Raw genomic sequence first — 26,416 nt, 5'->3', positions numbered from 1 at the left:
TTTTATTATTTCACTTGTCTACCTAGAAGGGAGCATATCAGAGAAACAGAAAGCCTCTTTTTTGTGCTTTTCTGCGATGGAAAACGGGGGTGGTTTCCGCAGGTTTTTCTTGCGTCCGTGGGGAAAACAGCGTAAGATAAAGAGGTATTGAGACAAAAAAGCAAATTGCTTTTGGAGGGGATTTTAGTATGAAGGTACTTACTTTTGGAGAAGTGATGCTGCGTCTGAAAACACCGGAGCATCTGAAAATTTTACAGGCAGATACATTTGAAGCCAATTACGGCGGCGCGGAGGCGAATGTTGCGGTTTCCCTGGCGACACTCGGGGACGATGTTTCGTACGTGACAAAAGTGCCGGAGCACCAGGTGGGACAGGCAGCCGTCAATGAGATCCGCCGGTTCGGCGTCGATACATCCCGTGTGCTGCGGGGCGGCGGACGCGTTGGTATTTACTATTTTGAAAAGGGAACGAATATCCGCCCGACGAGCGTGGTTTATGACCGCGCTTACAGCGCAATTGCAATGGCAAAGGCAGAGGAATTTGACTGGGAAAAACTGCTTGATGGCGTAGATCTCTTTTATTTTTCCGGTATCACGCCTGCCATCAGCACAGAGATTGAAAAAGCGCTGGAGAACGCTCTGGCGCTCTGCAGAGAGAAAAAAATCCAGGTGGTATGTGATCTGAACTACCGCGGAAAAATGTGGTCCACGAAGGACGCACAGCGCGTTATGCGCCGTCTGATGGCGTATGTGGATGTCTGCATTGCAAACGATGAGGATTTTGAATCATCACTTGGCATTCCGGCGTACGACGGAGATATGTCGCGCGGCATTGAGCAGATCGAGTCTTACAAAGAGGGCATGCTGGAAATCCAGAAGCAGTTCCCGAACTGCAAAGCGGTTGCGAGTGTGCTGCGCAATCTCTACACCGTGGAGGACGGCGACTGGATGGGAATTTACCTGAAAGACGGAAAATTCTACGAGAGCCCGGTTCGTAAAGTACACAGCTTTGAGGCAGTCGGAGCCGGTGATGCATTTGGCGCGGGACTGATCCATGCGATGCTTCATGATTTTGAGCCGCAGAAAGCCATCGACTTTGCGATTTCCGCAAGTGTTTTAAAGCTGATGATCCAGCACGATGCCAATGTGGCGAGCGAAACAGAGATCGAGCAGATCATGAAGCAGGGCGGAACGAATCTGCAGAGATAGGATAGAGAAAAATTTACGAGACAGCAGGAGGAATAAATCTTGAATAAACGGAATATTATCTTAATAGGAATGCCGGGAGCCGGCAAAAGCAGCGTTGGTGTTATTCTTGCAAAGGTGTTGGGATATGAGTTTATTGATACGGATCTTGTGATCCAGCATCGGGAGAAGCGTCTTCTGCGCGAGATCATTGCGGATGAAGGAAATGAAGGCTTTCTTGCGATTGAGAATGAAGTCAATGCGACATTGGAAGCCGACAAAAGCGTCATCGCGCCGGGCGGCAGTGCCATTTACGGAAGAGAGGCGATGGAGCATTTTAAAGAAATTGGAACCATCGTTTACCTGAAGCTGTCGTATGAGGATCTGGCGAAACGTCTCGGAAACCTGAAGGGACGCGGCGTCGTGCTGAAAGAGGGCCAGACGCTCAAAGATCTTTACGATGAGAGAAGTAAACTGTATGAACAGTATGCCGAGATTACGGTCGATGAGAGCGGAAAGGATATCCAGGGTACGATTCTGGCACTTCGCGAGCAGATTGGCATGTAAGAAGGAACGGTGGAATATTCGGAGAATTTTCAAAAACATAATATTACGTAATAATAAGGAAAATGTTCTGACAGTTAGAAATTACATATAACGTTTCTCTGAATATTCCTAACCGGAAACGGTGGAAAAAAACGGAAATAGTACGGAATATATTAAAATTGATTTACAAAATATTAGATTTGAGTTAAGATAAGGGGAGACTGAAAAATCACTGCGGGGAGCAGTGCGTTTCAGTGAGTCCGGAGTGTGTAAAAAAAACAGCAGAACAGACTTTGAATCGTTATTTCGGATAAAACACACTCGTTAAGTTATGAGAAAGAAAATTTGAGGTGAATATATGGAACAGTATGTCATCAGAGGTGGAAATCCTCTTGTGGGCGAAGTGGAAATCGGGGGAGCAAAAAACGCGGCGCTTGCAATTCTTACGGCAGCAACGATGACCGATGAGACGGTCCTGATCGAAAATCTGCCGGATGTCAGCGATATTAATGTACTTCTGGAAGCAATTGCAGAGATCGGAGCTACTGTGGACCGCATCGACCGTCATACCGTGCGGATCAATGCATCGACTATCGGTGATCTGAGTGTTGACTATGAATATATCAAAAAAATTCGTGCGTCTTATTATCTTTTAGGCGCGCTGCTTGGAAAATACAAAAGAGCGGAAGTTCCGCTTCCGGGCGGATGCAACATCGGAAGCCGTCCGATCGACCAGCATTTAAAGGGATTCCGCGCACTCGGCGCTGAGGTAAGCATCCGTCACGGCGCAATCGTGGCAAGTGCGGCAGATCTGCATGGAAGCCACATTTTCCTGGATATGGTTTCCGTTGGAGCCACCATCAACATCATGATGGCAGCTTCGATGGCAAGAGGAAATACAACGATTGAGAACGCAGCAAAAGAGCCGCACGTTGTCGATGTGGCGAACTTCCTGAATAGCATGGGAGCAAACATCAAAGGAGCAGGAACCGACGTGATCCGGATCAAGGGTGTCGATACCCTGCACGGAACCAGCTATGCGGTCGTACCGGATATGATCGAGGCAGGTACGTATATGTTTGCAGCAGCAGCCACAAAGGGCGATGTGCTGATTAAAAACGTGATTCCAAAGCATCTGGAAGCAACAACCGCAAAGCTCGAGGAGATTGGCTGCGACGTAGAAGAGTTTGACGATTCCATCCGTGTGAGCGCAAGCAAACGTCTGGGCAGAACACACGTAAAGACACAGCCGTATCCGGGCTATCCGACCGATATGCAGCCGCAGATCGCGGTTACACTGGCGCTGGCAAACGGTACGAGTATTGTAACAGAGAGTATTTTTGAAAATCGCTTTAAGTATGCGGATGAGCTGGCACGTATGGGCGCCTGTATTAAAGTAGAAGGCAACACGGCGATCATCGACGGCGTAGAGAAATTTACCGGAGCAGAGGTTTCTGCACCGGATCTTCGTGCAGGTGCAGCACTTGTGATCGCAGGACTTGCAGCAGAGGGAATTACTGTGGTAGATGATATCGTATATATTCTGCGCGGATACGAGGACTTCGACGGAAAGCTCCGTGGACTGGGCGCTGAGATTGAGCGTGTGAATAATGCAAAGGACATCCAGAAATTCCGGTTAAGAGCGTAAAAACAGTATAAAACAAATGTTGACAAAAAGGACGGTCCAATAAAAGGTACCGTTCTTTTATTTTACTTTATTGCGAAAAAATTGGTTTAAATTTTACTACTATTATTGTGAATTGTTTTTTACCTTTCAAAGCTGAGGCGGTCAGTGTTGGTAAAAAAAGATATTTAAAAAGGTACAAATTTATCCAATGCGTCGTAAAACCCCTTGCTTCAGCTATGGGGATATAAGACGCGTCCATCGAATTTACGCAAGTAATTGAGATGGACAAAATAGTAGTCGTATGAAATAAAAAAATATGATATCCTATTCCTATACTGCTGGAAGCAGTAAAACAGTATATTGGAAATCAGAAAACACCGCGGAGACCAAAGGATAAGATGGAATCATGCAAAAAGGGATAAAATTCAGGATCTATCCGAATAAAGAACAGAAAATCTTCATTCAACAGACGCTGGGATGCTGCAGGCTCATCTACAACCGGGGACTTGCCATGCGTAAGGAAGGCTATGAAAAAGGAGAAAAAATCGGCTACAGCCAGACTTCTGCCATGCTGACGGAATTGAAAAAGCGGGAAGAGTTTGCCTTTCTGAAAGAAGCAGATTCCATTGCATTGCAGCAGTCTTTGCGGGATCTTGACCGGGGATTTGTAAATTTCTTTCAAAAAAGAGCTTCCTATCCAACTTTTAAAAGCAAACATAACCGGTTTCAGTCCTACAGAACGGTGAATCAAAAAGACAATATTCGTATTGTAGGAAGATATGTCAAACTTCCGAAACTCGGATACGTTAAAGTGCGTCAGTCGATGGAAGTGGGAAAAATCAATTACGCAACGATTGAGCATACACCATCCGGAAAATATTTTGCGGTGCTGAATGTTGACTTTGAACCGGAACCACGCCCCAATCAGGGTGGAACGATTGGGATTGATGTCGGAATCAAAACATTCTATTCTGACAGTAACGGAAATGCCGTATCGAATCCCAAATATCTGGAACGCGCGATGCAAAAGCTTGTAAGGGAACAGCGCAGACTTTCCCGAAGAGAGAAAGGTTCCCATAACCGCGATAAGCAGCGGATCCGGGTTGCCCGGGTACATGAGAAAGTAACGAATCAAAGGAATGATTTCCTGCAGAAGCAGTCAACGATGCTGGTGCGTGAAAACCAAACCATCTGCATCGAAGACCTGCATGTGAAGGGAATGATCCGGAATCATAAACTGGCAAAATCCATAGCCAGTGTTTCGTGGGCAAAGTTTTTTGAAATGCTGGAGTACAAAGCTGTCTGGTATGGCAATGAACTCCGCAGGGTGCCAAACATGTATCCAAGCAGCCAGACCTGCAGTGCATGCGGATATCAGAATCCGCTGGTGAAAAATCTGCGCATTCGTATCTGGGAGTGTCCAATCTGTCATGCAGTTCATAACCGGGATACGAATGCAGGCATCAATATTCTAAAGAAAGGACTGCAGATGCAGTCTGCATGAAGATAAAAAACTGTACCGCAGGGCATGCGGGAACAGGATAAATATAGCTTGTGGACACTGTGTAAGACATTGCAGTACCGTAAGGTATTTGCCAATGCAGTAGTGGAAGAAACAAGAATCCCCCTGCTTTAGCTGTGGGGAGTGTCAAAAAAAATAAAGAAGGGCATCCTGCAATGTTTAAAGCGACTGCAGATTCAGAGTTTTTGTGTGCCTGCTTTGATTTCACAAATCCGGAATTTCTGGCATGGTATGAGGAACGTGTGAAAAAAATCGTCAGAATGGGTGTATCAGTGATAAAAACAGATTTCTCTGAAGCAGTACCTGAAGATGTTGTATTTTACAATGGCATGAGCGGGCGAGAAGGACATAATCTTCTGACGTATCTGTATGCAAAAAATATTTACACATGGATGAAAGAAATTTGCGACGAACATGGGGAATTGCCAATGCTTTGGGGACGCAGTGGGTATGTGGGTTCTCATACGATTCCGGCAGCATGGGCAGGAGATTCTTCCAGTGATAAAGCAAGTCACAGTGCAATTCTTCAGGCCGGACTTGGGATGGCTATGTCTGGTGTATCTTTCTGGGGTTATGATCTTGGCGGATTTTATAACACAGGTTATATCGGAAATGAGGAGCGTCCGAATATAGAAGATTACCTTTCCTCTGTGCAGATGGGATTGTGGATGCCATTATCCAGAGCGCACGGTAAAACACCGCGGGAACCATGGCAGTATGGAGATATGGCATTAAAAGAAGTAAAAAAATGGATTAACTTCAGACATCGACTTGTGCCATATCTTTATCACACAGCCTGCCAGAGTCATCAGTCTGGTATTCCAATGATTCGTCCGCTTGTGATGGAATATCCGAAAGATCCAATCGCAAAGACACAGAATCTGTCTTATATGCTTGGTGATGCATTGCTTATTTCACCCGGATTTGACAGAGATGAATATGAACTGTATCTTCCGGAAGGCCGGTGGCAGGATATTGAAAGTAAAGAAGTATATGAGGGAATGACATTTGTTCATATAGAAAACAAAGCTTTTGCTGATGGTGGTACATCTCTTCGGGTTTTCCAGAAAGAAGGAACAAGTATACCATTGTTTGCTCAAAAAGAAGTATTGCATGTGCCTGCACAACTATGGAAACAGGAAGATCTTGAATTTATGACATTTCAAAAAAAAGATGTTGATTAGCTATTGTGCACAAAATAGATGCATAAGAATGTGAAAAATGGATAAAAAGAAAAAAGCTGAAATCATAAGAACTGACTTGACAAAAGAGATTTATCTGTGCTATATTCAACTACAGTTGTAGTGTGTAACTCGATTTTTGGAGGCATTAACTATACATAACAGGAATTGTTTATGTGGGTTAGTGTCTCTTTTTTGTGCTCTGTTTTAGAAAAAAGAGTACAGACCGGCTAAAAAGATGCAAAACCGCAGAAACTTTTCTTGTAAAAAGTATAAACTACACAAGGAGTAAAAAAATGAAGGACAAAATTTTTAGTGTTCTGCAGCGAGTGGGAAGAAGCTTTATGCTCCCGATCGCAATTCTTCCGGTAGCCGGACTTTTACTGGGAATCGGAAGCTCATTTACCAATGCAACCACAATTGAAACGTACGGGCTGACAAGCTTGCTTGGCAACGGCACAATTCTTCATGCGCTGCTGGTGATCATGAACAAAGTAGGAAGTGCGGTGTTTGATAACCTGCCTCTGATTTTTGCGGTAGGTGTTGCAATTGGTATGGCAAAGAAGGAAAAAGAGGTTTCTGCCCTGTCAGCCGTTATTGCATATTTCGTTATGAATACAGCGATTAACGCAATGCTGACTATTACGGGTCAGATTCTGGAAAACGGAGAAATTGCAGAATCCGTTCTGGAAGGAACCATCACTTCTGTCTGCGGTATTCAGTCGCTGCAGATGGGTGTGTTTGGCGGTATTATTGTCGGTCTTGGAGTCGCAGCACTTCATAATCGATTTTACCGGATCCAGCTTCCGAACGCACTTTCTTTCTTTGGAGGTACTCGTTTTGTACCAATTATTTCTACGATCGTCTATATGTTTGTGGGAATTTTAATGTATTTTGTATGGCCGGTTGTACAGAACGGCATTTATGCGCTGGGTGGCCTGGTAACCGGCTCCGGTTATGCTGGAACGCTGATTTTCGGTCTGATTAAGCGAGCACTGATTCCATTTGGTCTGCATCACGTATTCTATATGCCGTTCTGGCAGACAGCAGTCGGAGGTACCATGGAAGTGGCAGGACAGATGGTGCAGGGCGGACAGAATATTTTCTTCGCACAGCTTGCGGATTCTGCGAATGTCGCACATTTCAGTGCAGATGCAACGAGATATTTCTCCGGAGAATTTATTTTTATGATTTTCGGACTTCCGGGAGCGGCACTTGCCATGTACCATTGTGCGAAACCGGAGAAGAAAAAAGCAGCAGGCGGTCTGCTTCTTTCCGCAGCACTTGCGTGTATGGCAACCGGTATCACAGAACCGCTGGAATTCTCTTTCCTGTTTGTTGCACCGGCGTTGTTTGTCGTGCAGGTTATTCTTGCGGGAACAGCTTATATGATCGCACACATCCTGAATATCGCAGTAGGTCTTACCTTTTCCGGCGGACTTCTGGACTTCTTCCTGTTCGGTATTCTGCAGGGAAATGAAAAGACAAGCTGGATGAGGGTGATTCCGGTCGGCATTCTTTATTTCTTCCTGTATTATTTTATCTTCAAATTCATGATTAAAAAGTTTGATTTTAAGACACCGGGTCGCGAGGATGATGATGTGGAAACCAAGCTTTATACGAAAGCAGATGTAAATGCAAGAAAAGAGGCGCAGAGCGATGGGGTGGCATCGGAAGATGCTATGAGTGAAGCGATCACAAAAGGTCTTGGCGGAAAGAAAAATATTTCGGATGTAGACTGCTGTGCGACAAGACTGCGCTGTACTGTTCATGATGCAGCGAGAGTCAGCGATGGTATTTTAAAGGCGACAGGGGCATCTGGCGTTGTGCATAAAGGAAATGGTGTACAGGTTATTTACGGACCCAATGTAACTGTGATAAAATCAAATTTAGAGGATTATCTGGAAAAAGCTCCGAATACGTATGCGGAAGCAGAAAATACACCAACCCCAAAAGAGGCGGAACCGACGCAGGAAACAAAAGAACAGAAGGTTGTGGATACGATTACTGTCTGCAGCCCGATAAGCGGACTGGCAGCCGACCTTTCTACTGCGCCGGATGAAGCGTTTGCAGAAAAGATGATGGGAGACGGCGCTGTTGTGACACCGGAAGATCCTTATGTGCGTGCTCCGGAGGACGGAGAAGTCGCGTTTGTTTTCGACACAAAACATGCGATTGGATTTGTAACCGATTCCGGGGTCAGCCTTCTGATTCATGTCGGAATTGATACAGTAAAACTGAACGGAGAGGGATTTGAGGCACTGGTAGAAAGCGGTCAGACCGTGAAAAAAGGTGATCCGATGCTGAAACTGGATCTGGAATATCTGAAAACACATGCGCCGTCGGTTACGTCACCGGTTCTTTGCACAGAGCTGGAGGAGAACCAGAGAATCCGTCTTTTGGCAGACGGACCGGTAAAAGCAGGAGATCCTTTATTTGCGATTGAGATTCTCGCGTAAGCTGTGCCTTAAAAACGGGTGAGAAGAATGTACAGGATAGCAAAAACACTGAACCACAATTCATTTATTGGTGTGGAAGAAGAAAATAACCGGGAATATCTGGTCATGGGGAAAGGAATTGCATTTGGGAAAAAAACGGGACAGCGTGTACAGCCGGGAGACGATGCCCGCATTTATTCCCTGACAGAGATGACGGAGCGAGGAAATGCCAGAACCATTGTACAGGGCGTTTCTCCGCTCAGCCTGGAGCTGGCGAGTGCCGTGCTTGACGAGGCAGAAAAGGAATTTGGAAAAATTGACCGTTCCATCGTCTTTCCAATGGCAGATCATCTGGATTTTGCTGTCCGGCGGATTCAGAACGGTGAGCAGATCAGCAATCCGCTCACCGACGATATCCGTGTGATGTTTTACAAAGAGTATAAAGTTGCTTCCTGTATCAGGGAGCTTTTAAAAGAACGGCTTCAGATCGAAATTGATGAACATGAAATCGGCTATCTTGCACTTCATGTTCATTCGGCAATTGTGGAGGAAAATGTTTCACAGGCCATGGAAGTAGCAAGAGCAGTCCGGGAGAGCATTTCTTTGGTGGAGCATATCACCGGGCATACCATCGATGTGATGTCGTTGTCGTATAACCGTATGATGAACCATATCCGCTATATGGTTGCAAGAGCGGTCAGTGGGGAAAAACTGAAAGTAAATATGAATGACTACATGTCCGTAAAGTTTCCGAAAGCCTTTCAGGCGGCGAAACGAATCTGTGAGGAGATGGAAAAGAGGCTGAAACTTCCGATGGAGGAGATCGAAATTGGATATCTCGCTATGCACATAGAACGGATTATGGACAGAGAAGAAGGAGAATAAAAGCATGAAATCATTTGAATATACCATTAAAGATGAACTGGGAATCCACGCAAGACCGGCAGGAATGCTGGTAAAGGAGGCAAAAAATTTTGCATCGGAATGCACCATCACAAAAGATGGAAAAACGAAAAAACTGACTCAGCTGATGATGCTGATGTCACTTGGTGTAAAGCAGGGAGATACCGTAACCGTTGCAGCAAACGGAGAGGACGAAGATGCAGCGATTGAGACGCTGAAAGCGTTTTTCGAAGCAAATCTGTAAAAAGTACGCTCGGAGGATAAAAAATGCAGTATTTTCAGGGGAAATCCGTATATAAAGGAATTGTTATGGGACCGGTTGCGGTTCTGAAGAAAAATGATTACCAGGTTAAAAGAGCCCGGATTGAAGATTCGGAAGCAGAAGTAAAACGTGTGAAAGAAGCCGTGGAGGTTTCGAAAAAACAGCTTGGCAGACTGTATGACAAGGCAGTCCGGGAAGTTGGAGAGGCAAGTGCGGCGATCTTTGAAGTCCATCAGATGATGCTGGAGGATGAGGACTATCTGGAATCAATGGAGAACATGATCCGGACAGAACTGGTAAATGCAGAATATGCAGCGGCAGCAACCGGCGATAATTTTGCAGAGATGTTTGCAGCTATGGATGATGAATATATGAAGGCTCGTTCCGCAGATGTAAAAGATATTTCCGAACGTCTGGTCCGCAATTTAAGCGGTGAGGGAGATAACGACCTGAGTTCTATGGAACCATCTGTTATAGTGGCAGACGATTTAAGTCCGAGTGAAACTGTACAGATGGACAAAGAAAAAATACTTGCGTTTGTGACTGTGCATGGATCTACCAATTCTCATACTGCGATTCTTGCGCGAATGATGAATATTCCGGCATTAATCGGCGTCCCGATGGATTTAAACGGTCTGAAAACAGGCATGACGGCCGTTGTAGACGGTTTTTCAGGTCAGGTTATCTTTGAGCCGGAGGAGGATGTGCGGAAGGAAACCGAAAAAAGAATGCAGGAAGAAGCAGAAAAACAGAAGCTTCTTGAGGAGTTGAAAGGAAAAGAAAATATTACGCCGGATGGCCGTAAGATCAACATCTATGCAAATATCGGCAGTGTTGGTGACCTTGGCTATGTGATGGAAAACGATGCCGGTGGAATCGGACTTTTCCGAAGCGAATTCCTCTATCTTGGAAGAAATGATTTCCCAACGGAGGAAGAACAGTTTCAGGCATATAAACAGGCCGTGCAGACCATGGCAGGCAAAAAAGTGATTATCCGTACGCTGGATATCGGGGCAGATAAGCAGGTAGAATACTTTAATCTTGGAAAAGAAGAAAATCCGGCGCTTGGGTACCGTGCAATCCGGATTTGTCTGAAACAGCCGGAAATTTTTAAAGCGCAGCTTCGCGCATTGTTCCGCGCAGCCGTTTACGGAAACCTTTCTGTCATGTATCCGATGATCACATCAACAGAAGAGGTAGAAAAAATCTACGCAATTGTTGCAGAGGTAGAGGAAGAGCTGAAAGCACAGGAAGTGCAGTATAAAATTCCGGAGCAGGGCATTATGATCGAGACACCGGCAGCCGTGATGATCAGCGACCGTCTGGCGGAAATGGTGGATTTCTTCAGCATCGGAACGAATGACCTGACGCAGTATACCCTGGCGATTGATCGTCAGAATGAGCAGCTGGATGATTTCTACAATCCACACCATGAAGCGGTTCTTCGGATGATTCGTATGGTGGTGGAAAATGCTCACAAATGCGGAAAATGGGCAGGAATCTGCGGGGAACTCGGTGCGGACCTGACATTGACGGAGCAGTTTGTACGAATGGGAGTGGATGAGCTTTCTGTTGCTCCGTCCATGATTCTGAAGCTGCGGAAGATTGTCCGCGAGATGAAAGCAGAAGAGTAGAAGAAAAGATACAGCAGATAAGAAAAGAAACCATAGAGCGGATTTTCGGTACAGCTAAAGAACAGCATGGATTTTGATATACGCAGTATGTAGGAACAGCATGGATGGAAGTCAACTACCCATGACCTTTAGGTCGTGGGTAGTTGACTGGAAACACCATTATTTCCTTGATTACCTTACCTATACGAGTGAGTATATGAAAAATTACACATTTAAAAAAAATTAATTTTCAGCAAGTTAAATAAAATCTTCAGAACTTTATTGTAAAACGCTATATATTGTAAAAAAATAACAGGCATGTTACAATGGCTTCAAGAAAATAACAAAAATTCAAAATAATGGAGGTGTTTCCCATGAACTAATTTAGAAATGATAAGTTGAAGCAAAGATTTAGGATAGATAATAAGGAGGCACTATTATGAAAATAAGACATGCCACAGCTTTATTACCATTGATTCTTTTGGTCGGTTGCGCATTAAATGGAGAAAATCAAATCAGAAAACTAGATTTGAAAGGACTTTGTACAAAAGAACAGATTTTTCAGTATGAAGATTTTAGTTGGGGAATGGATACAGAAGAAACTTTTAATCAAAGTTCTTTAAAATTTGATGAGAAAGATTTGGGACAGACCCAAGATAGCGCAAAAACATATACAAGTGAAGAGGAACTTTCTCTTGACAATGCAAAAGCGAACATGAATCTGGAATTTTCCAATGATCAATTAAATCAAGTGTCATTTACTTTCTATCTTGAGAAAGATGCGAAAGAATGGATTCAAAAAGAAGTCGATGAACTGAATTCTTTATATGGAGACGTAGAGACAACTGGATTAGATAACCAGACTTACCAGTGGAGTGGGGAACAGAATACCGTTCTACAAATGGTGGTTTTTTCAAAAAATGATGAAAAGGCTACTGTTATTTTGAGTGTAGCATCATTTGAATATTCCATTGGATCATAGTGTAAGTTTCCCTCCCTAGGAGCCTGTGAAAAAAAGCATAAATTTAATTTCTTAAAAGAGTTGTATACGAATGTAGAATGATGTATAGTATTTGCGAGAGGCACCTTCTTTCGTAAATGTTGCAATGTTTGTTTAGGCACTTTCATTATACAACACGAACGATTTAAGGTGTCTTTCTTTTTATGCAAAATCACGAACTTGCTCACTTATAGTACAAAAGATAAACCGATCATCTTCGCATTCCACGGATATCCGACTCTGATCCACGAGCTGACCTATGAGCGTCACAACCACAACATGTCCGTTCACGGCTATCAGGAGGAGCGTACCATTACAACTCCATTCGATATGCGTGTACAGAACAAGATTGACCGTTTCAAGGGTGCTCACCTGATCCAGAAGATGAACGACAAACTCATCGAGCACAAACAGTACATCGCTGAGTACGGTCAGGACCTCGAAGAGATCCGCAACTGGGAGTGGCATAAATAAGATCTGCTGATCTTTCCATGACCTTGAAATCTTTCATAACAAAAATAAGGAGGCGTTTCTGCAATCCGAAAGGAGAGCGGGGACGCCTTCTTTTTTGCACTTTTTGTCAGAAATGCTCAAATTTATAATGTTTTATTTTAATAAAAAATAAAATTTATACAAATAATTGTAATGAAATAAGGAAAATTTTAAGAAAGTATGGTATAGTATGAGTACTAATGAAAATTTTTGCGCATTCCCGGGACGGAAGAAGGGAAGGAAAAAGAGAGTTGAAAAAATGGAAGAGAAAAGGGCTATGAGATGAAGAAAAGCAGATTTACAGACCGGACAAAATGGAAGATCATCATCGTTCTGATGGTTGGAATGGTCGTTGTGGCACTGTTTCTGCAGGCAGGGATTCTGATGTACGTCAACAGTAAAAATTTGGACAAGACGTCACAGATGCTGCTGGATCAGTCGATCAGCATTATTGAGAAAAATCAGAAGAATGAGATAGATCTGATCAGGTCGATGAAGGAAGATTATGTTATCCGTGCGCGGGCAGTGTCGTACATTCTGGAGTCGAGGCTGGAAGCGGAAAATGATACGGAGGAGCTGCAGAAAATCGCGTCGCTGATGTCGATTGACGAAATTTATCTGTTTGATGCGACGGGAAAAATTTACAGCGGAACAAAACAGGAGTACTATGGATACAGCTTTGACTCCGGCGAGCAGATGGAGTACTTTAAGCCGATGCTGGAGAATAAGGGTCTTACGATGTGCCAGGATATCACGCCGAACACCTCGGAGGGAAGGAGCATGATGTATGCGATCACCTGGAACAGCACAGGAGATAAGATGATTCAGGTCGGAATCGAACCAGTGCGGCTTCTGGCGGAGATCAAACAGAATGATGTATCGACCGTAGTGAGCAATATGCCGATGTATCAGGGCATGAATCTTTACGTGGCAGATCTCGATACCCATGAAATCCTGGGTGCAACGGATGAGAATACGATCGGAAAGAAGCTGGAAGCCATCGGTATGCCGCGGGCGTACCTCGGCGGAACAAAGATGGTGAGCGGAATTGTAAAAATCCACGGAGAGAAATACAACTGCGTTTTTGAACCGTTGGGAGAATACCTGGTTGGTGTTACCTTTGCGGTATCTGCGGATAATGAGAGCAACCTGATTGCGATTCTGATGGTTGCGCTGTATCTGTGCATTGCGTGTGCAATCCTGCTGTATCTGGTTTCGCGGGTTCTGAAAGCAAACCGGGAGAAAAAAGAGCAGTACGGTATTCTGGCGTCGATGGCAGAGATTTATTATCGGATGTATCTGGTAAATCTGGAACAGGATTCCGTCATTGCCTATTCCGACCAGACGGAGGAACAGGAGACCGGAAAGATTTACCGGAATGCGGATCAGAGAATGCATGAGATTATGGCGGAGACCGTCATTGAGGCGTACCAGGAGCAGGCGGATCAGTTCGTAGATCTGCACACGGTTGCGGAGCGCATGAAGGGAAAGAAAATTATCTCCGGAGAGTTTGTAGGAAAGGATTTTGGCTGGTTCCGTGCATCGTTTGTTACGATCCGGGCAGACATCAATGAGAAGCCGGTGAAGGCAATTTTCACGATTCAGAGCATTGAAAATGAGAAGAAGAAAGAAGAGATGCTTATCGAGACATCGAATACGGATGAACTGACGGGATGTCTGAACCGCAGAGCATATGAGAAGGATATCCGCGGGCTGCGGCCATCGACGGAGTTTGTCTATGTTTCCATGGATGTCAACGGACTGAAAATTGTGAACGACAGTCTTGGCCATGCGGCGGGAGATGAACTGCTGCGCGGGGCATCGTACTGCATCCGGAAGTCGTTTGATGACTATGGAAAGGTTTACCGGATCGGCGGCGATGAGTTTGTCGCGATTCTCTTTATAAATTCACAGTGGATGCAGGAAATACGTCACGAGTTTGTGGAAACGGTGGAGTCCTGGAAGGGTGAGCGGATCGATTCCATGACGATTTCGTACGGTATTGTCTCAAGCCGTGAGAAAGAGTGGGAGTCCGTACACGAGATAGCGCATGCAGCGGATATCCGCATGTATGAGAAAAAGGCGATGTATTACAGCCGGAACGGCGTGGACCGGAGAGGACAGCCGGCCGCGTATATTGCGCTCTGCAAGCTGTATCCGAAGGTGCTGAAAATCAATCTGAACAAGGACAGCTACCGGATCCTGAGCTGGGAACCGCCGAAGACGGAGGACGGAGCACCGACGAGTCTGTCATCCTGGCTGGAGCATCTGTCTGCGGCTGACCGGATTGTACCGGAGGACAAAGACGAGTATCTTGCAAAAACAGATCTCGATGCGATCCGCCGGCGGTTTGATGAAACCAAGGCTGCGCAGACAATCACATATCACTGCGAGCAGGATGGAAAAGCGCGGACGGTGACGATTGAAATTGTGCCGACGGATGAATACACGCCGGAAAACAGGACGGGATTCCTTTACATTAAAGAACACGAAAAAGAAACATGATTTTTTGCTGCCCCGGGGCTTCGGAAATCCGCCAGAAGCTCCGGGGCAGTGTATTTTCCGGGATTTTGGCGGTTTGAGTCCGACACTTCTAAGAAAATGTCTCAATTCCTTTCATTTCCTCTTGACGAATGACGTATTTTGCGATAGTGTATCAGAGGAACAAAAAACAAAATCAAAAATTCAGTTGCTTTTCTCTTATTCAGAGTGGTGGAGATACATAGGATCTGTGAAACCACGGCAACCCCCAGACAGAATGGTCTGTACGGGAAGGTGCCAGCCTGAGCGAAATTTTCGAACAATAAGGGGATTTGAACATTACTATTCAGGTCCGCTTCGCTTGCGGATCTTTTTTATTGTTCAGAGATCTTATAGAAGATCAAAAGAGAAGAGAAGAAAAAAAGGAGAACGAGAATGGAAAAAAGACTGTTTACTTCTGAGTCTGTAACCGAAGGACATCCGGACAAAATCTGTGATGCCATTTCTGATGCGATTCTGGATGCGCTGCTTGAGCAGGATCCGATGAGCCGTGTAGCTTGCGAAACCTGTACTACAACAGGATACGTTATGGTAATGGGTGAGATTACATCCAACGCACACATTGATTTCCAGCAGGTTGTACGTGATACCGTTCGCGAAATCGGCTACGACCGTGCAAAATACGGATTTGACGCAGATACCTGCGCTGTTGTAACTGCAATTGACAAACAGTCCACCGATATCGCTATGGGTGTAGACAAAGCGCTCGAAGCAAAAGAGAACAATATGAGCGATGAGGAGATCGATGCCATTGGAGCAGGAGATCAGGGAATGATGTTCGGATTCGCAACCAACGAGACCGAAGAGTACATGCCATACCCGATCTACATGGCACACAAACTGGCTCGCCAGCTGACCAAAGTCCGCAAAGACGGTACTTTAACATACCTGCGTCCGGACGGAAAAACACAGGTAACCGTAGAGTACGATGAGAACGGCAAACCGTTCCGTCTTGATGCGGTTGTTCTTTCCACTCAGCATGATCCGGAAGTATCCCAGGAGCAGATTCATGAGGATATCAAAAAATACGTATTCGACGAAATCATTCCGGCAGACATGGTAGATGAGCACACCAAGTTCTTCATCAACCCGACCGGCCGTTTTGTAATCGGCGGACCTCACGGAGATTCCGGCCTCACCGGACGTAAGATCATCGTAGACACCTACGGCGGATACGCTCGTCACGGCGGCGGAGCTTTCTCCGGAAAAGACTGTACAAAGGTAGACCGTTCTGCAGCTTATGCGGCACGTTACGTAGCAAAGAATATCGTAGCAGCAGGTCTTGCCGACAAATGCGAGGTCCAGCTTTCCTACGCAATCGGTGTCGCTCATCCGACCTCTATCATGATCGACAGCTACGGCACAGGAAAACTGTCCGACAACAAACTGACCGATATCGTTCGTGAGAACTTCGACCTTCGTCCGGCTGGAATCATCAAAATGCTGGATCTGCGCCGTCCGATCTACAAACAGACTTCCGCTTACGGCCACTTCGGAAGAAACGATCTGGATCTGCCGTGGGAGAAACTGGATAAAGTAGAAGACCTGAAGAAATACCTCTAATTTCAGGCTTTTCTGTTTATAGAAAGTTTAGAAAGATTCATCTAAGTTAATGAAAAATCCTCAGGCGTTGTGCTATAATAAATTTAGACTGCGTACTGGGGATTTTTTGTGCGCAAAAGTACGAAATATGTGTTGGAAAACAGGTGGATCTTATATGGAAAAAAAGAAGAAAAGCATGAAATTAAGGACGAGAGTAATCATTTCTTTTTTCATCATCATACTGGTTCCGATCGTGATGTGTGCCTTGACGTTTTACTTTTTTGTAGGGTATAAAGCAAAGATTATCGGTGAAAAATACGGTCTTGCGAACGCAACATACCGGACGATTTCGAACAACACCCTGCTGCTGAATGCGATGACATCAGAAGAGTACGACGAAGTAGAGGATACCGCGAAATCGGATACGGCAAAGCTGGAAGAAACGAATTATCTCTCTGTTCTGAATGCAAGACTGCAGAAAAAACAGTCGTTTATCGCGGTGCGCGAGGATGGTGTTATCATTTACAATGGCTCGGAGGAGCTGTCGTCGGAGGAGCTGGAAAATGAGCTGCCGAAATACGGTGACCCGGGGGCCAATTTGAAGGGCGGCGTTTATTTCCGCAATGAAAAACAGTGGATGGTCAAACAGGTGGACTATGAGAACTCGGACGGAAAAGAATGCAGTGCGTTTATCGTCACCAAGACAGACCAGATTGCGCCGCAGATTACGGGCATGGTAAAAGAGCTAGGCATCGTGATTGTGCTGATTCTGGTGCTCACCAGTCTGGGCCTGAGCTTCTGGATTTACCGCGGTGTGATCGGACCGCTCGAGCAGCTGAAAAAGGCGACACAGAATATCAAAGACGGAAATCTGGATTTCACTGTTGAACCGTGCGGCGTGGCGGAGATTAATGACCTCTGCGAGGACTTTGAGGAGATGCGTATCCGGCTGAAAGAGACAGCGGAGGAAAAAGTCGAGTTTGACAAAGAGAATAAAGAGCTGATCAGTAACATTTCGCATGATCTGAAAACACCGATTACCGCGGTCAAGGGTTATGTCGAGGGAATCATGGACGGTGTGGCAAATACGCCGGAGAAGATGGACCGCTACATCCGCACCATTTACAACAAAGCGAATGAGATGGACCGTCTGATCAATGAGCTGACGTTTTATTCCAAGATTGACACGAACCGCATTCCGTATACGTTTTCCAAGATTCACATTGCGGATTATTTTGATGACTGCGTGGAGGAACTGAATCTGGAGCTTGACGCGCAGCATGTGGACCTGACATACTTTAATTATCTCGAGGACGACCCGGTCGTCATCGCGGATGCGGAGCAGATCAAGCGTGTCATCAATAACATTGTAAGCAATTCCATCAAATATATGGACAAGAGCCATAAGGTCATCAACATCCGTCTGCGTGATGTCGGAGATTTTGTGCAGGTGGAGATTGAGGACAACGGAAAGGGAATTGCGACGAAGGATCTGACGAAGATTTTCGACCGTTTCTACCGCACCGACGCGTCCCGCAACAGCACGAGAGGCGGCAGCGGCATCGGTCTTTCCATCGTGAAGAAGATTCTCGAAGACCACGGCGGAAAAGTGTGGGCCACCAGCAAAGAAGGGGTGGGAACCACGATGTACTTTGTATTAAGAAAATATCAGGAGGTACCTGTTTCATGAGTAAAATACTGATTGTTGAGGATGAGGAATCCATTGCAGATCTGGAGAAAGATTATCTCGAGCTTTCGGGCTTTGAGGTGGAGATTGAAAACCAGGGAGACACCGGTCTTGTGCGGGCGGTCAAAGAGGATTTTGATCTGCTGATTCTGGATCTGATGCTGCCGGAGGTGGATGGCTTTGAGATCTGCCGTGAGGTGCGTGAGAAGAAAGATATTCCGATTATCATGGTTTCGGCAAAGAAGGATGATATCGACAAAATCCGCGGACTCGGCCTTGGTGCGGATGATTATATGACGAAGCCATTTTCTCCGAGTGAGCTGGTTGCACGCGTGAAAGCGCATCTGGCACGGTACGACCGTCTGGTCGGAAACGGCAAGAAAGAGAATGATGTTGTGGAGATCCGCGGCATCAAGATTGACAAAACGGCACGCCGCGTGTGGGTGAACGGAGAGGAGAAGCAGTTTACAACGAAAGAGTTCGATCTGCTGACCTTCCTTGCGGAGAATCCGAACCGCGTTTTCACGAAAGAAGAGCTGTTCCGTGAGATCTGGGATATGGAGTCCATCGGAGATATTGCGACGGTTACGGTGCATATCAAGAAGATCCGTGAAAAAATAGAGTTTAATACGGCAAAGCCGCAGTATATCGAGACGATCTGGGGCGTTGGATATCGGTTTAAGGCATAAAGAATCTGTGTTTCGGGGAGAGATAAAATGGGAAAAATTTACTATCTGATGGGAAAAAGTGCGTCAGGGAAAGATCATATTTATGAGCATCTGATCCAGGAGACGGCGCTGGATTTAAAACCGTTTGTCCTGTATACAACACGGCCGATCCGGAGCGGGGAGCAGGACGGAAGAGAGTATTTCTTTGTGGATGAAAAACGGCTTTCGGAACTGCGGGAGGCCGGAAAGATTATCGAGGAGCGCATGTATTCGACGGTGCAGGGGCCGTGGTATTATTTTACGGCGGATGACGGGCAGATTGATCTTGCGAAGCATGATTATCTCGGAATCGGGACACTGGAATCGTATCTGAAATTAAAGGCATACTTCGGGGAGCAGGCGATGGTTCCGCTGTATGTCGAGGTGGACGATGGGCTGCGGCTTTCGCGGGCACTGGAACGGGAAAGAAAACAGACAGAGCCGAAATACGCGGAGATGTGCCGGAGATTCCTGGCGGACTGTGAGGATTTTACGGAGGAGAAAATTGCGGAAGCTGGAATTGTCCGCAGATTTTCCAATAATTCTACGCCGGAAGACTGTTTTTCCGAAATTCAGAATTTTGTGGAACAACAGAAAAAGTTGTGATATACTTAATGCAGTATTAGTAAGAAATACAAAAGAACTCCAGGGGGTGATTTTATGCAGGGTTTTCAGAAGGTTGTAGGACATCAGGAAATCATAACGCATTTACAGAATGCCATTTCGATGAATAAAGTATCTCATGCTTATCTTTTTGGCGGAGAGAGTGGATCGGGAAAGAAAATGATGGCTTCACTGTTTGCGATGACGCTTCAGTGCGAGAAGCACGGGGTCGAGCCCTGTATGGAATGCCCGTCCTGTAAAAAGGCACAGAGCCAGAATCATCCGGATATCATTTATGTGAAGCATGAAAAGCCGAACACCATCAGCATCGATGAAATCCGCGAGCAGCTCATTAACGATGTGATGATCAAGCCGTACAGCAGTCCGTACAAGATTTATATCATCGACGAGGCGCAGAAGCTGACACTTCAGGCGCAGAACGCGCTGCTGAAGACGATCGAGGAGCCGCCGGCCTACGCAGTTGTCATGCTTCTGGCAGACAACCCGGATGCGCTGCTTCCGACGATTTCGTCACGCTGCGTGCAGTTAAATTTAAAACCAGTGGGAGACCAGCTTGTGAAAGATTATCTGATGAACGAAATGCATGTGCCGGATTACCAGGCAGAGGTTGATGCGTCCCTGGCGCAGGGAAATATCGGAAAAGCAGAGCGGATTGCCCGTTCTCCGGAATACGAGGAGACGCTGGAAAGTGCACTCCGCATGGCAAAGTACGCCGACAGTATGCCGCTGTATGAAATCGTGGAGACGATCAAAAAACTGACGGCCGAAAAAGACAATATTGATGATTACTTCGATATCTTTTCTTTATGGTTCCGCGATGTTCTGCTCTTTAAGGCGACAAAAGAGGTCGATTCCCTTGTGTTCAAGCAGGAGCTGAATGGAATCCGTGAGAGAGCAAATAAGAGCTCATACGAAGGCCTGGAGAAGATTATAGAGGCGATTCAGAAGGCGAGAGCCCGCCTGAACGCGAATGTTAATTTTGATTTAACCATGGAGCTTATGTTCCTGACAATGAAGGAAAACTGATAACATGATAACAATTATAGGAGTACGTTTTCGAAACGTAGGAAAAGTATATTATTTCTCGCCGAGAGAGCTGGACATCTGCGTGGGCGACCACGTTATCGTTGAGACGGCGCGCGGCGTAGAGTATGGTTTCGTTGTGCTGGGGCCAAAAGAAGTTGACGATTCCAAGGTGATCCAGCCGTTGAAAGAAGTCATCCGCATTGCAACGCCGAAGGATGATGCGCGGGAGGAGAGCAACCGCAAGAAAGAAAAAGAAGCGTTTGAAATCTGCCAGAAGAAGATCCGGGCGCACAACCTGGAGATGAAGCTGATCGATGCAGAGTATACGTTTGACAATAACAAGATGCTGTTTTACTTTACCGCCGACGGAAGAATTGATTTCCGTGAGCTGGTAAAGGATCTGGCGGCTGTCTTTAAGACGAGAATCGAGCTTCGCCAGATCGGTGTCCGCGATGAGACAAAGATCCTCGGCGGAATCGGCATCTGCGGCAGACCGCTTTGCTGCCATACGTATCTGTCCGAGTTTGCACCGGTTTCGATCAAGATGGCAAAAGAGCAGAACCTGTCCCTGAACCCGACGAAGATTTCGGGTGTCTGCGGACGACTGATGTGTTGCCTGAAAAACGAGCAGGAAACCTATGAATACCTGAACCGCAAGCTGCCGGGTGTCGGCGATATCGTAACGCTGCCGGACGGCATGAAAGGTGAGGTTTCCGGTGTGAATGTGCTTCGTCAGCTCGTAAAAGTGCTGGTGGATGTGAACGATGAGAAGGAAATGCGGGAGTGCCCGGTGGAAGAGCTCAAGTTCAAGCCGAAGCATAAGAAGGAAAAAGGCAAAGAGAAGAAAAAAGACAGAAACAGCTCCGGGGAGCAGGCTTCTTCGGAAGAGGCAAAACAGCCGGAATAAGATTGATTTGGAATGCATTTTGAAAAAAGTAAGCGCCGGGTAAAACTGACGCTTCTTTTTGTGTGATGCGGCGCTGGGCGGTCAGCAGGAGGAGGGATTTTCATTGGATAGAAAAGAAGAATTTTTGAAGCCGGGTGAGCGGCTCGATGATCTGCAGAACGGTTACTGGATGATACAGAATCCATCCCTTTTCTGCTATGGCATTGACGCGGTGCTGCTGGCATCCTACGCGAAGGTGAAGCGCGGGGAGCGGGCGATGGATTTCTGCACGGGATCGGGAATTGTGCCGATTCTGCTGAAGGCGAAGACAAACGGAGAGCATTTTTCCGGGCTGGAAATTCAGGAGTACAGTGCCGAGATGGCACAGCGGAGTGTGCGGTACAATCATCTGGAAAATGATGTTGAGATTTTCCAGGGAGATGTGAAGACGGCATCGCAGCAGTTTGGAAAAGAAGTGTTTGATGTGGTAACGTGCAATCCGCCGTACATGACGGGGCAGCACGGGTTGACGAATGCGCTTGAGGCGAAGACGATTGCGCGGCATGAGGTGCTGTGCTCGTTTGATGATATTGCGAAAGAGGCATCGGCGGTTTTAAAGACGAAAGGACGGTTCTATCTGGTGCACCGGCCGTTCCGGCTGGCGGAGATTTTTTCGACGCTGAAAAAATATCATCTGGAACCAAAAAGGATGCAGCTCGTTTATCCGTTTGTGGACAAGGAGCCGAACATGGTGCTGATCGAGGCGATGAAAGGCGGGAATCCGAGAATTACCGTGGAGAAACCGCTGATTGTGTATGAGACGCCGGGCGTGTATACAAAGGACATCCGGGAATTATATGGAGACGGGAGATAAGAACATGGCAGGAAAATTATATTTGTGTGCAACACCAATTGGAAATCTGGAGGACATGACCTTCCGTGCAATCCGCATTCTGCAGGAGGTCGATCTGATCGCGGCGGAGGATACGAGAAACAGCATTAAGCTGCTGAACCATTTTGAGATTCATACGCCGATGACGAGTTACCATGAATACAACAAATACGACAAGGGCCGCGAGCTGGTGCAGAAGCTGCTGGCGGGAACAAATATCGCGCTGATCACGGATGCCGGAACACCGGGAATTTCTGATCCGGGTGAGGAGCTGGTGAAGATGGCGTACGAGGCAGGCATCGAAGTGACAAGCCTGCCGGGCGCATGCGCGTGTGTGACGGCACTGACACTGTCGGGACTTTCAACGAGAAGATTTGTCTTCGAAGCATTTCTTCCGCCGGATAAAAAAGAACATAAACTGGCGCTGGAACGGCTGAAAAACGAGACGCGGACGATGATCGTATACGAGGCGCCGCATCATCTGCTGAAAACGCTGCGGGAGCTGCTGGAGACGCTTGGCAACCGGCGGCTGACACTCTGCCGGGAACTGACCAAGAAACACGAGACGGCATGGCAGACCACGATTGAAGATGCCATCACCCGCTACGAACAGGAAGATCCGAAAGGCGAATGCGTTCTTGTCATCGAGGGCAGAAGCCAGAAAGAAATCGAGGACGAGGCGAAGGCTGCGTTTGAGGAAATTTCGATTGAGGAACATATGAAACGGTATGAAGACCAGGGGATTGCGCGGAAAGAGGCGATGAAGCTTGTGGCAAAAGACCGTGGCGTAACGAAGAGAGATATTTATCAGTATTTACTGGGAAAAGAATAACGACACGCTCTAAGAGAAGGAAAGAGAGGAAGAAGTATGAAAATCTGTAAAATTTTGTGTTATTGTATTTGTTTTACAGATTTGGAGATATTCCTTGTCCGGTAGCTACTCCCGTCTGTTATAATAGGAATAATGAAGTATTTTTGAGGGAGGAAATTTTTTATGTCACAGTCACAAACCCAGCGGAGTTCCCGGGTTGATCTGCTTCACGGCTCGATTCTGAAATCTCTGCTTCTTTTTGCACTTCCGATCATGGCATCCCGTGTATTTCAGCAGATTTACAACACGATGGACACACTGATTGTCGGCCATACACTCGGCGATTCGTCGATTGCAGCTATGGGTGCCTGCTCGTCGATCTATGAAATGATGACCGGATTTACGTTCGGCGTCGGAAACGGGCTCGCGATCGTCACGGCGCGATGCTTTGGAAGACAGGAGACGGAACGGATGAAAAAATCCGTTGCATCCTGTATCGTTATTGGTATTACCATTACACTGGTGGTCACCGTTCTTGCAACGATTTTCATGCATCCGCTGTTGCGGCTGCTGAAAACACCGGCAGAAATCCTCGAAGAATCCTACAGCTACATTTCAATTCTATCCGTTTTTCTGTTTGTCATGTTTGCCTACAACCTGTGCTCCGGTCTGTTGGGAGCAATCGGAAACAGCTTTATGCCGCTTGTTTTCCTGATTATTTCATCGTTGGTAAACATTGTACTGGATTTGCTGTTTATCCGTTCTTTCGGCATGGGTGTTCGCGGTGCTGCAATTGCAACCGTGATTGCGCAGGGAATTTCCGTCGTGCTCTGCCTGATTTATATTGTTACCAAAGCAAAAATTCTGCTTCCGGAAAAACGTCATTTTGAACCGGATCGCGGACTGTACATGGAGCTTCTGGCACAGGGATTTTCGATGGGATTTATGAGCAGTATTATCTATGTCGGTTCGATTGTCCTGCAGCCGGGCATCAACAGCCTTGGCTATGAAACAATTGCGGGACACACGGCTGCGAGAAAGCTGTTTTCCTTCTCGATGATGCCGCTTTCCTCGATGGCACAGGCAGTCAACACGTATGTGGCACAGAACCGCGGCGCGGACAACTGGGAGCGCGTACGGAAAGGCATTCGCTATGCTTATATTTTCTGCTTCAGCGTGACCGCATGCCTGATTCTCCTTGTCACGCCGCTTGCACCGACGATGGTTCATCTGATCTCCGGCTCGTCCGACCCGACTGTCCTCGGAAACGGAGCCCGCTACCTCCGTGTAGCCATTCCGTTCTTCTTTGCGCTCGGCCTCGTCAACTGCAGCCGCCTTGCACTGCAGGCACTCGGAGAAAAGATTCTTCCGCTGCTGTCGAGTTTTATTGAGCTTTTCGGAAAAATTATTTTTGCGATGGTGTTTATCCCGCGCTACCACTACAGTGCCGTGATCTGGTGCGAACCGATCATCTGGTGCTTCATGGCAGCAGAACTTGTGATTTCGCTGTATCGAAATCCTTATATGAGAAAAGGGAAGTCTGGAAACTGATTTTTTTCAAAAACAAAACCCGGGGCAGTCTACAAAAAACGGTAGATTGCCCCGGGTCTGTTTTTTTGACTAAATAAAGGAAGTCCCCTGCTTCTATTGCGAAAAACAGCAGATTTACTCTGCCCAGGTACCATTTACAAAAATATCGGTTTCGCTTCCATCTTCGCGGATACCTACGATGTGCAGGTCATCCGATCCAACCATAAAGTCAACGTGGATCAGAGAATCATTCACACCTTTTTCCAGAATTTCCTCGTTGCTCATCTCCAGAAATCCATCGAGCACCTCAGGGAAACCGGCGCCAGCGGCAACGTGGCAGCATGCGTTTTCATCGAAAAGGGTATTAAAGAACATCAGCCCGGACTGGTTAATCGGAGATTCTTTCGGAACGAGTGCAACCTCGCCGAGCATTGCAGCACCGGCGTCCATGGCGAACATTTTTTTCAAAACCTCTTCGCCCTGCTCTGCGTGGCAGTCAACGACTTTTCCATCCTTGAAATCGACGGTAAAGTTGTTGATGATCTGTCCCGACCAGCTTAAAGGTTTTGTGGAAACGAGACGGCCTTCACATTTTCCTCTCATCGGGCTGGTGAAGACTTCTTCGGTCGGCATGTTTGGAACGTAGAAGGTGTTGTTCGTATGGTTGATATCACCGGCGCCGCTCCATTTTGCGCCCGGAATCAGCTCAACGGTGAAATCCGTACCGTTTTTGCTGGTGTAATGCAACTTGTGGAATGCCTGCTCATTCAGCCAGCTGGCTTTCTGGGTCATGAGGTCGCAGTGTGCCTGCCAGATCTTTTCTGCATCTTCGCCGTCTTTTAAGTAAACACAGTCGAAAATAGCATCCCACAGTTTTTCAACAGCAATATCCTCCGGCTCGCCCGGGAATACTTTTTCTGCCCATTTTGGAGAAGCGGCGGCAACGATCAGCCACTGATGCTTTCCATCGAGCTGGTCACGGTATTTTTTAATGACCTTTCCACGCATCTGACGAACGGTGGAGAGCAGGTCCGCAGGAATGCCGGCGAGCTCGTCCGGATCGGAGGAGTCGATGAAAATGCGAACCGGCAGATCAACCGTCATCTGTTTGAAACGCTCTTCTTCCCAGTGCGGAACCGCGCCAAGCGTTTCTGCGGTGGCATACTGATAATGCATTTTGTTGATCTCACCGCATTCCCAGATCACTTCCACATAGCTTGCGCCCGCCTGATAGCACTCCTCTGTCACCATCTGGGTAAGCAGAACCTGATCGATGCCGGCCTGGAGGCGGACACGCTGTCCTTTCTGTACATTTGCGCCGATTTTTACGATCAGCTTTGCATATTCTCTTAATTTTGCCTGAAATTTTGCTTCATTCATGATAAAAGACTCCTTTTTGTGA

22 protein-coding genes and 1 riboswitch are annotated in these 26,416 nt (G+C 46.5%); of the genes, 21 read left to right on the top strand and 1 reads right to left on the bottom strand.

Features of this window, described 5'->3' with window-relative positions; genetic code table 11:
* The first annotated feature begins 188 nt into the window (after positions 1-188).
* The 21 genes from DWW13_RS13555 (at position 189) to DWW13_RS13455 (ending at position 25,035) form a co-directional block, all read left to right on the top strand.
* Positions 189-1,208 (top strand): sugar kinase, encoded by a 1,020-nt coding sequence (locus DWW13_RS13555; RefSeq protein WP_117813155.1) that lies wholly within the window; start codon positions 189-191, stop codon positions 1,206-1,208.
* Positions 1,209-1,247: 39 nt separating this feature from the next.
* Positions 1,248-1,751: a shikimate kinase gene (locus DWW13_RS13550; RefSeq protein WP_330425611.1), complete on the top strand. Its 504-nt coding sequence runs from the start codon at positions 1,248-1,250 to the stop codon at positions 1,749-1,751.
* Positions 1,752-2,088: 337 nt separating this feature from the next.
* Complete coding sequence (locus DWW13_RS13545; protein ID WP_117801788.1) at positions 2,089-3,378, top strand: UDP-N-acetylglucosamine 1-carboxyvinyltransferase; 1,290 nt, start codon at positions 2,089-2,091, stop codon at positions 3,376-3,378.
* A gap of 385 nt (positions 3,379-3,763) precedes the next feature.
* Positions 3,764-4,861, top strand: a complete 1,098-nt coding sequence (gene tnpB, locus DWW13_RS13540; RefSeq protein WP_118700618.1) for an IS200/IS605 family element RNA-guided endonuclease TnpB — start codon at positions 3,764-3,766, stop codon at positions 4,859-4,861.
* A gap of 173 nt (positions 4,862-5,034) precedes the next feature.
* The gene (locus tag DWW13_RS13535) at positions 5,035-6,063 is read left to right on the top strand and encodes a TIM-barrel domain-containing protein (RefSeq protein WP_118720330.1); all 1,029 of its coding nucleotides are present in this window, start codon (positions 5,035-5,037) and stop codon (positions 6,061-6,063) included.
* A 293-nt stretch (positions 6,064-6,356) separates the two neighbouring features.
* Complete coding sequence (locus tag DWW13_RS13530; protein WP_118720328.1) at positions 6,357-8,519, top strand: PTS transporter subunit IIABC; 2,163 nt, start codon at positions 6,357-6,359, stop codon at positions 8,517-8,519.
* 27 nt (positions 8,520-8,546) lie between these two features.
* Positions 8,547-9,383, top strand: coding sequence for a PRD domain-containing protein (locus DWW13_RS13525; RefSeq protein WP_022461277.1), 837 nt, complete (start codon positions 8,547-8,549; stop codon positions 9,381-9,383).
* Between the two features lie 4 nt (positions 9,384-9,387).
* Entirely contained in the window at positions 9,388-9,645 is a 258-nt protein-coding gene (locus DWW13_RS13520) for an HPr family phosphocarrier protein (protein WP_117801790.1), read from the top strand.
* Positions 9,646-9,668: 23 nt separating this feature from the next.
* On the top strand, positions 9,669-11,297 hold the full coding sequence (ptsP, locus tag DWW13_RS13515; protein ID WP_118720326.1) for a phosphoenolpyruvate--protein phosphotransferase: 1,629 nt from the start codon (positions 9,669-9,671) through the stop codon (positions 11,295-11,297).
* Positions 11,298-11,715: 418 nt separating this feature from the next.
* Positions 11,716-12,258 (top strand): hypothetical protein, encoded by a 543-nt coding sequence (locus DWW13_RS13510; RefSeq protein ID WP_118601690.1) that lies wholly within the window; start codon positions 11,716-11,718, stop codon positions 12,256-12,258.
* 198 nt (positions 12,259-12,456) lie between these two features.
* Positions 12,457-12,750 carry a hypothetical protein gene (locus DWW13_RS13505; RefSeq protein ID WP_238046140.1) on the top strand — a complete coding sequence of 98 codons (294 nt, stop codon included), beginning with the start codon at positions 12,457-12,459 and terminating at the stop codon, positions 12,748-12,750.
* 300 nt (positions 12,751-13,050) lie between these two features.
* Positions 13,051-15,273 carry a sensor domain-containing diguanylate cyclase gene (locus DWW13_RS13500; RefSeq protein ID WP_118720324.1) on the top strand — a complete coding sequence of 741 codons (2,223 nt, stop codon included), beginning with the start codon at positions 13,051-13,053 and terminating at the stop codon, positions 15,271-15,273.
* 192 nt (positions 15,274-15,465) lie between these two features.
* Positions 15,466-15,578: riboswitch (SAM riboswitch) on the top strand.
* A 106-nt stretch (positions 15,579-15,684) separates the two neighbouring features.
* A complete protein-coding gene (gene metK, locus DWW13_RS13495) occupies positions 15,685-16,872 on the top strand; it encodes a methionine adenosyltransferase (RefSeq protein ID WP_055267252.1) in 1,188 nt (395 codons plus the stop codon).
* A 175-nt stretch (positions 16,873-17,047) separates the two neighbouring features.
* Positions 17,048-18,541, top strand: a complete 1,494-nt coding sequence (locus tag DWW13_RS13490; RefSeq protein WP_055267274.1) for a sensor histidine kinase — start codon at positions 17,048-17,050, stop codon at positions 18,539-18,541.
* Positions 18,538-19,227: a response regulator transcription factor gene (locus DWW13_RS13485; RefSeq protein ID WP_022461272.1), complete on the top strand. Its 690-nt coding sequence runs from the start codon at positions 18,538-18,540 to the stop codon at positions 19,225-19,227. Before DWW13_RS13490 ends, DWW13_RS13485 begins: the two co-directional genes overlap by 4 nt.
* 27 nt (positions 19,228-19,254) lie before the next feature.
* Positions 19,255-19,851 (top strand): guanylate kinase, encoded by a 597-nt coding sequence (locus DWW13_RS13480; protein ID WP_055226007.1) that lies wholly within the window; start codon positions 19,255-19,257, stop codon positions 19,849-19,851.
* A 54-nt stretch (positions 19,852-19,905) separates the two neighbouring features.
* Entirely contained in the window at positions 19,906-20,895 is a 990-nt protein-coding gene (gene holB, locus DWW13_RS13475; protein ID WP_022461270.1) for a DNA polymerase III subunit delta', read from the top strand.
* 4 nt (positions 20,896-20,899) lie between these two features.
* A complete protein-coding gene (locus tag DWW13_RS13470; RefSeq protein WP_055226011.1) occupies positions 20,900-21,802 on the top strand; it encodes a PSP1 domain-containing protein in 903 nt (300 codons plus the stop codon).
* A 169-nt stretch (positions 21,803-21,971) separates the two neighbouring features.
* Entirely contained in the window at positions 21,972-22,655 is a 684-nt protein-coding gene (locus DWW13_RS13465) for a tRNA1(Val) (adenine(37)-N6)-methyltransferase (RefSeq protein ID WP_055226320.1), read from the top strand.
* 4 nt (positions 22,656-22,659) lie between these two features.
* Positions 22,660-23,505: a 16S rRNA (cytidine(1402)-2'-O)-methyltransferase gene (gene rsmI, locus DWW13_RS13460; protein WP_118720322.1), complete on the top strand. Its 846-nt coding sequence runs from the start codon at positions 22,660-22,662 to the stop codon at positions 23,503-23,505.
* Positions 23,506-23,667: 162 nt separating this feature from the next.
* Positions 23,668-25,035, top strand: coding sequence for an MATE family efflux transporter (locus DWW13_RS13455; RefSeq protein WP_118720320.1), 1,368 nt, complete (start codon positions 23,668-23,670; stop codon positions 25,033-25,035).
* Between the two features lie 114 nt (positions 25,036-25,149).
* On the opposite strand, the gene DWW13_RS13450 is transcribed toward DWW13_RS13455, so the two are convergent.
* Positions 25,150-26,394 carry an aminopeptidase gene (locus DWW13_RS13450; protein WP_118720332.1) on the bottom strand — a complete coding sequence of 415 codons (1,245 nt, stop codon included), beginning with the start codon at positions 26,392-26,394 and terminating at the stop codon, positions 25,150-25,152.
* Positions 26,395-26,416 lie beyond the last annotated feature (22 nt).

Source organism: Blautia sp. AF14-40 (assembly GCF_003479665.1).
Lineage (GTDB): Bacteria > Bacillota > Clostridia > Lachnospirales > Lachnospiraceae > Fusicatenibacter > Fusicatenibacter saccharivorans.
Note: the sequence above shows the minus strand (reverse complement) of the source record. Positions and strands in the feature narration are given on the sequence as shown.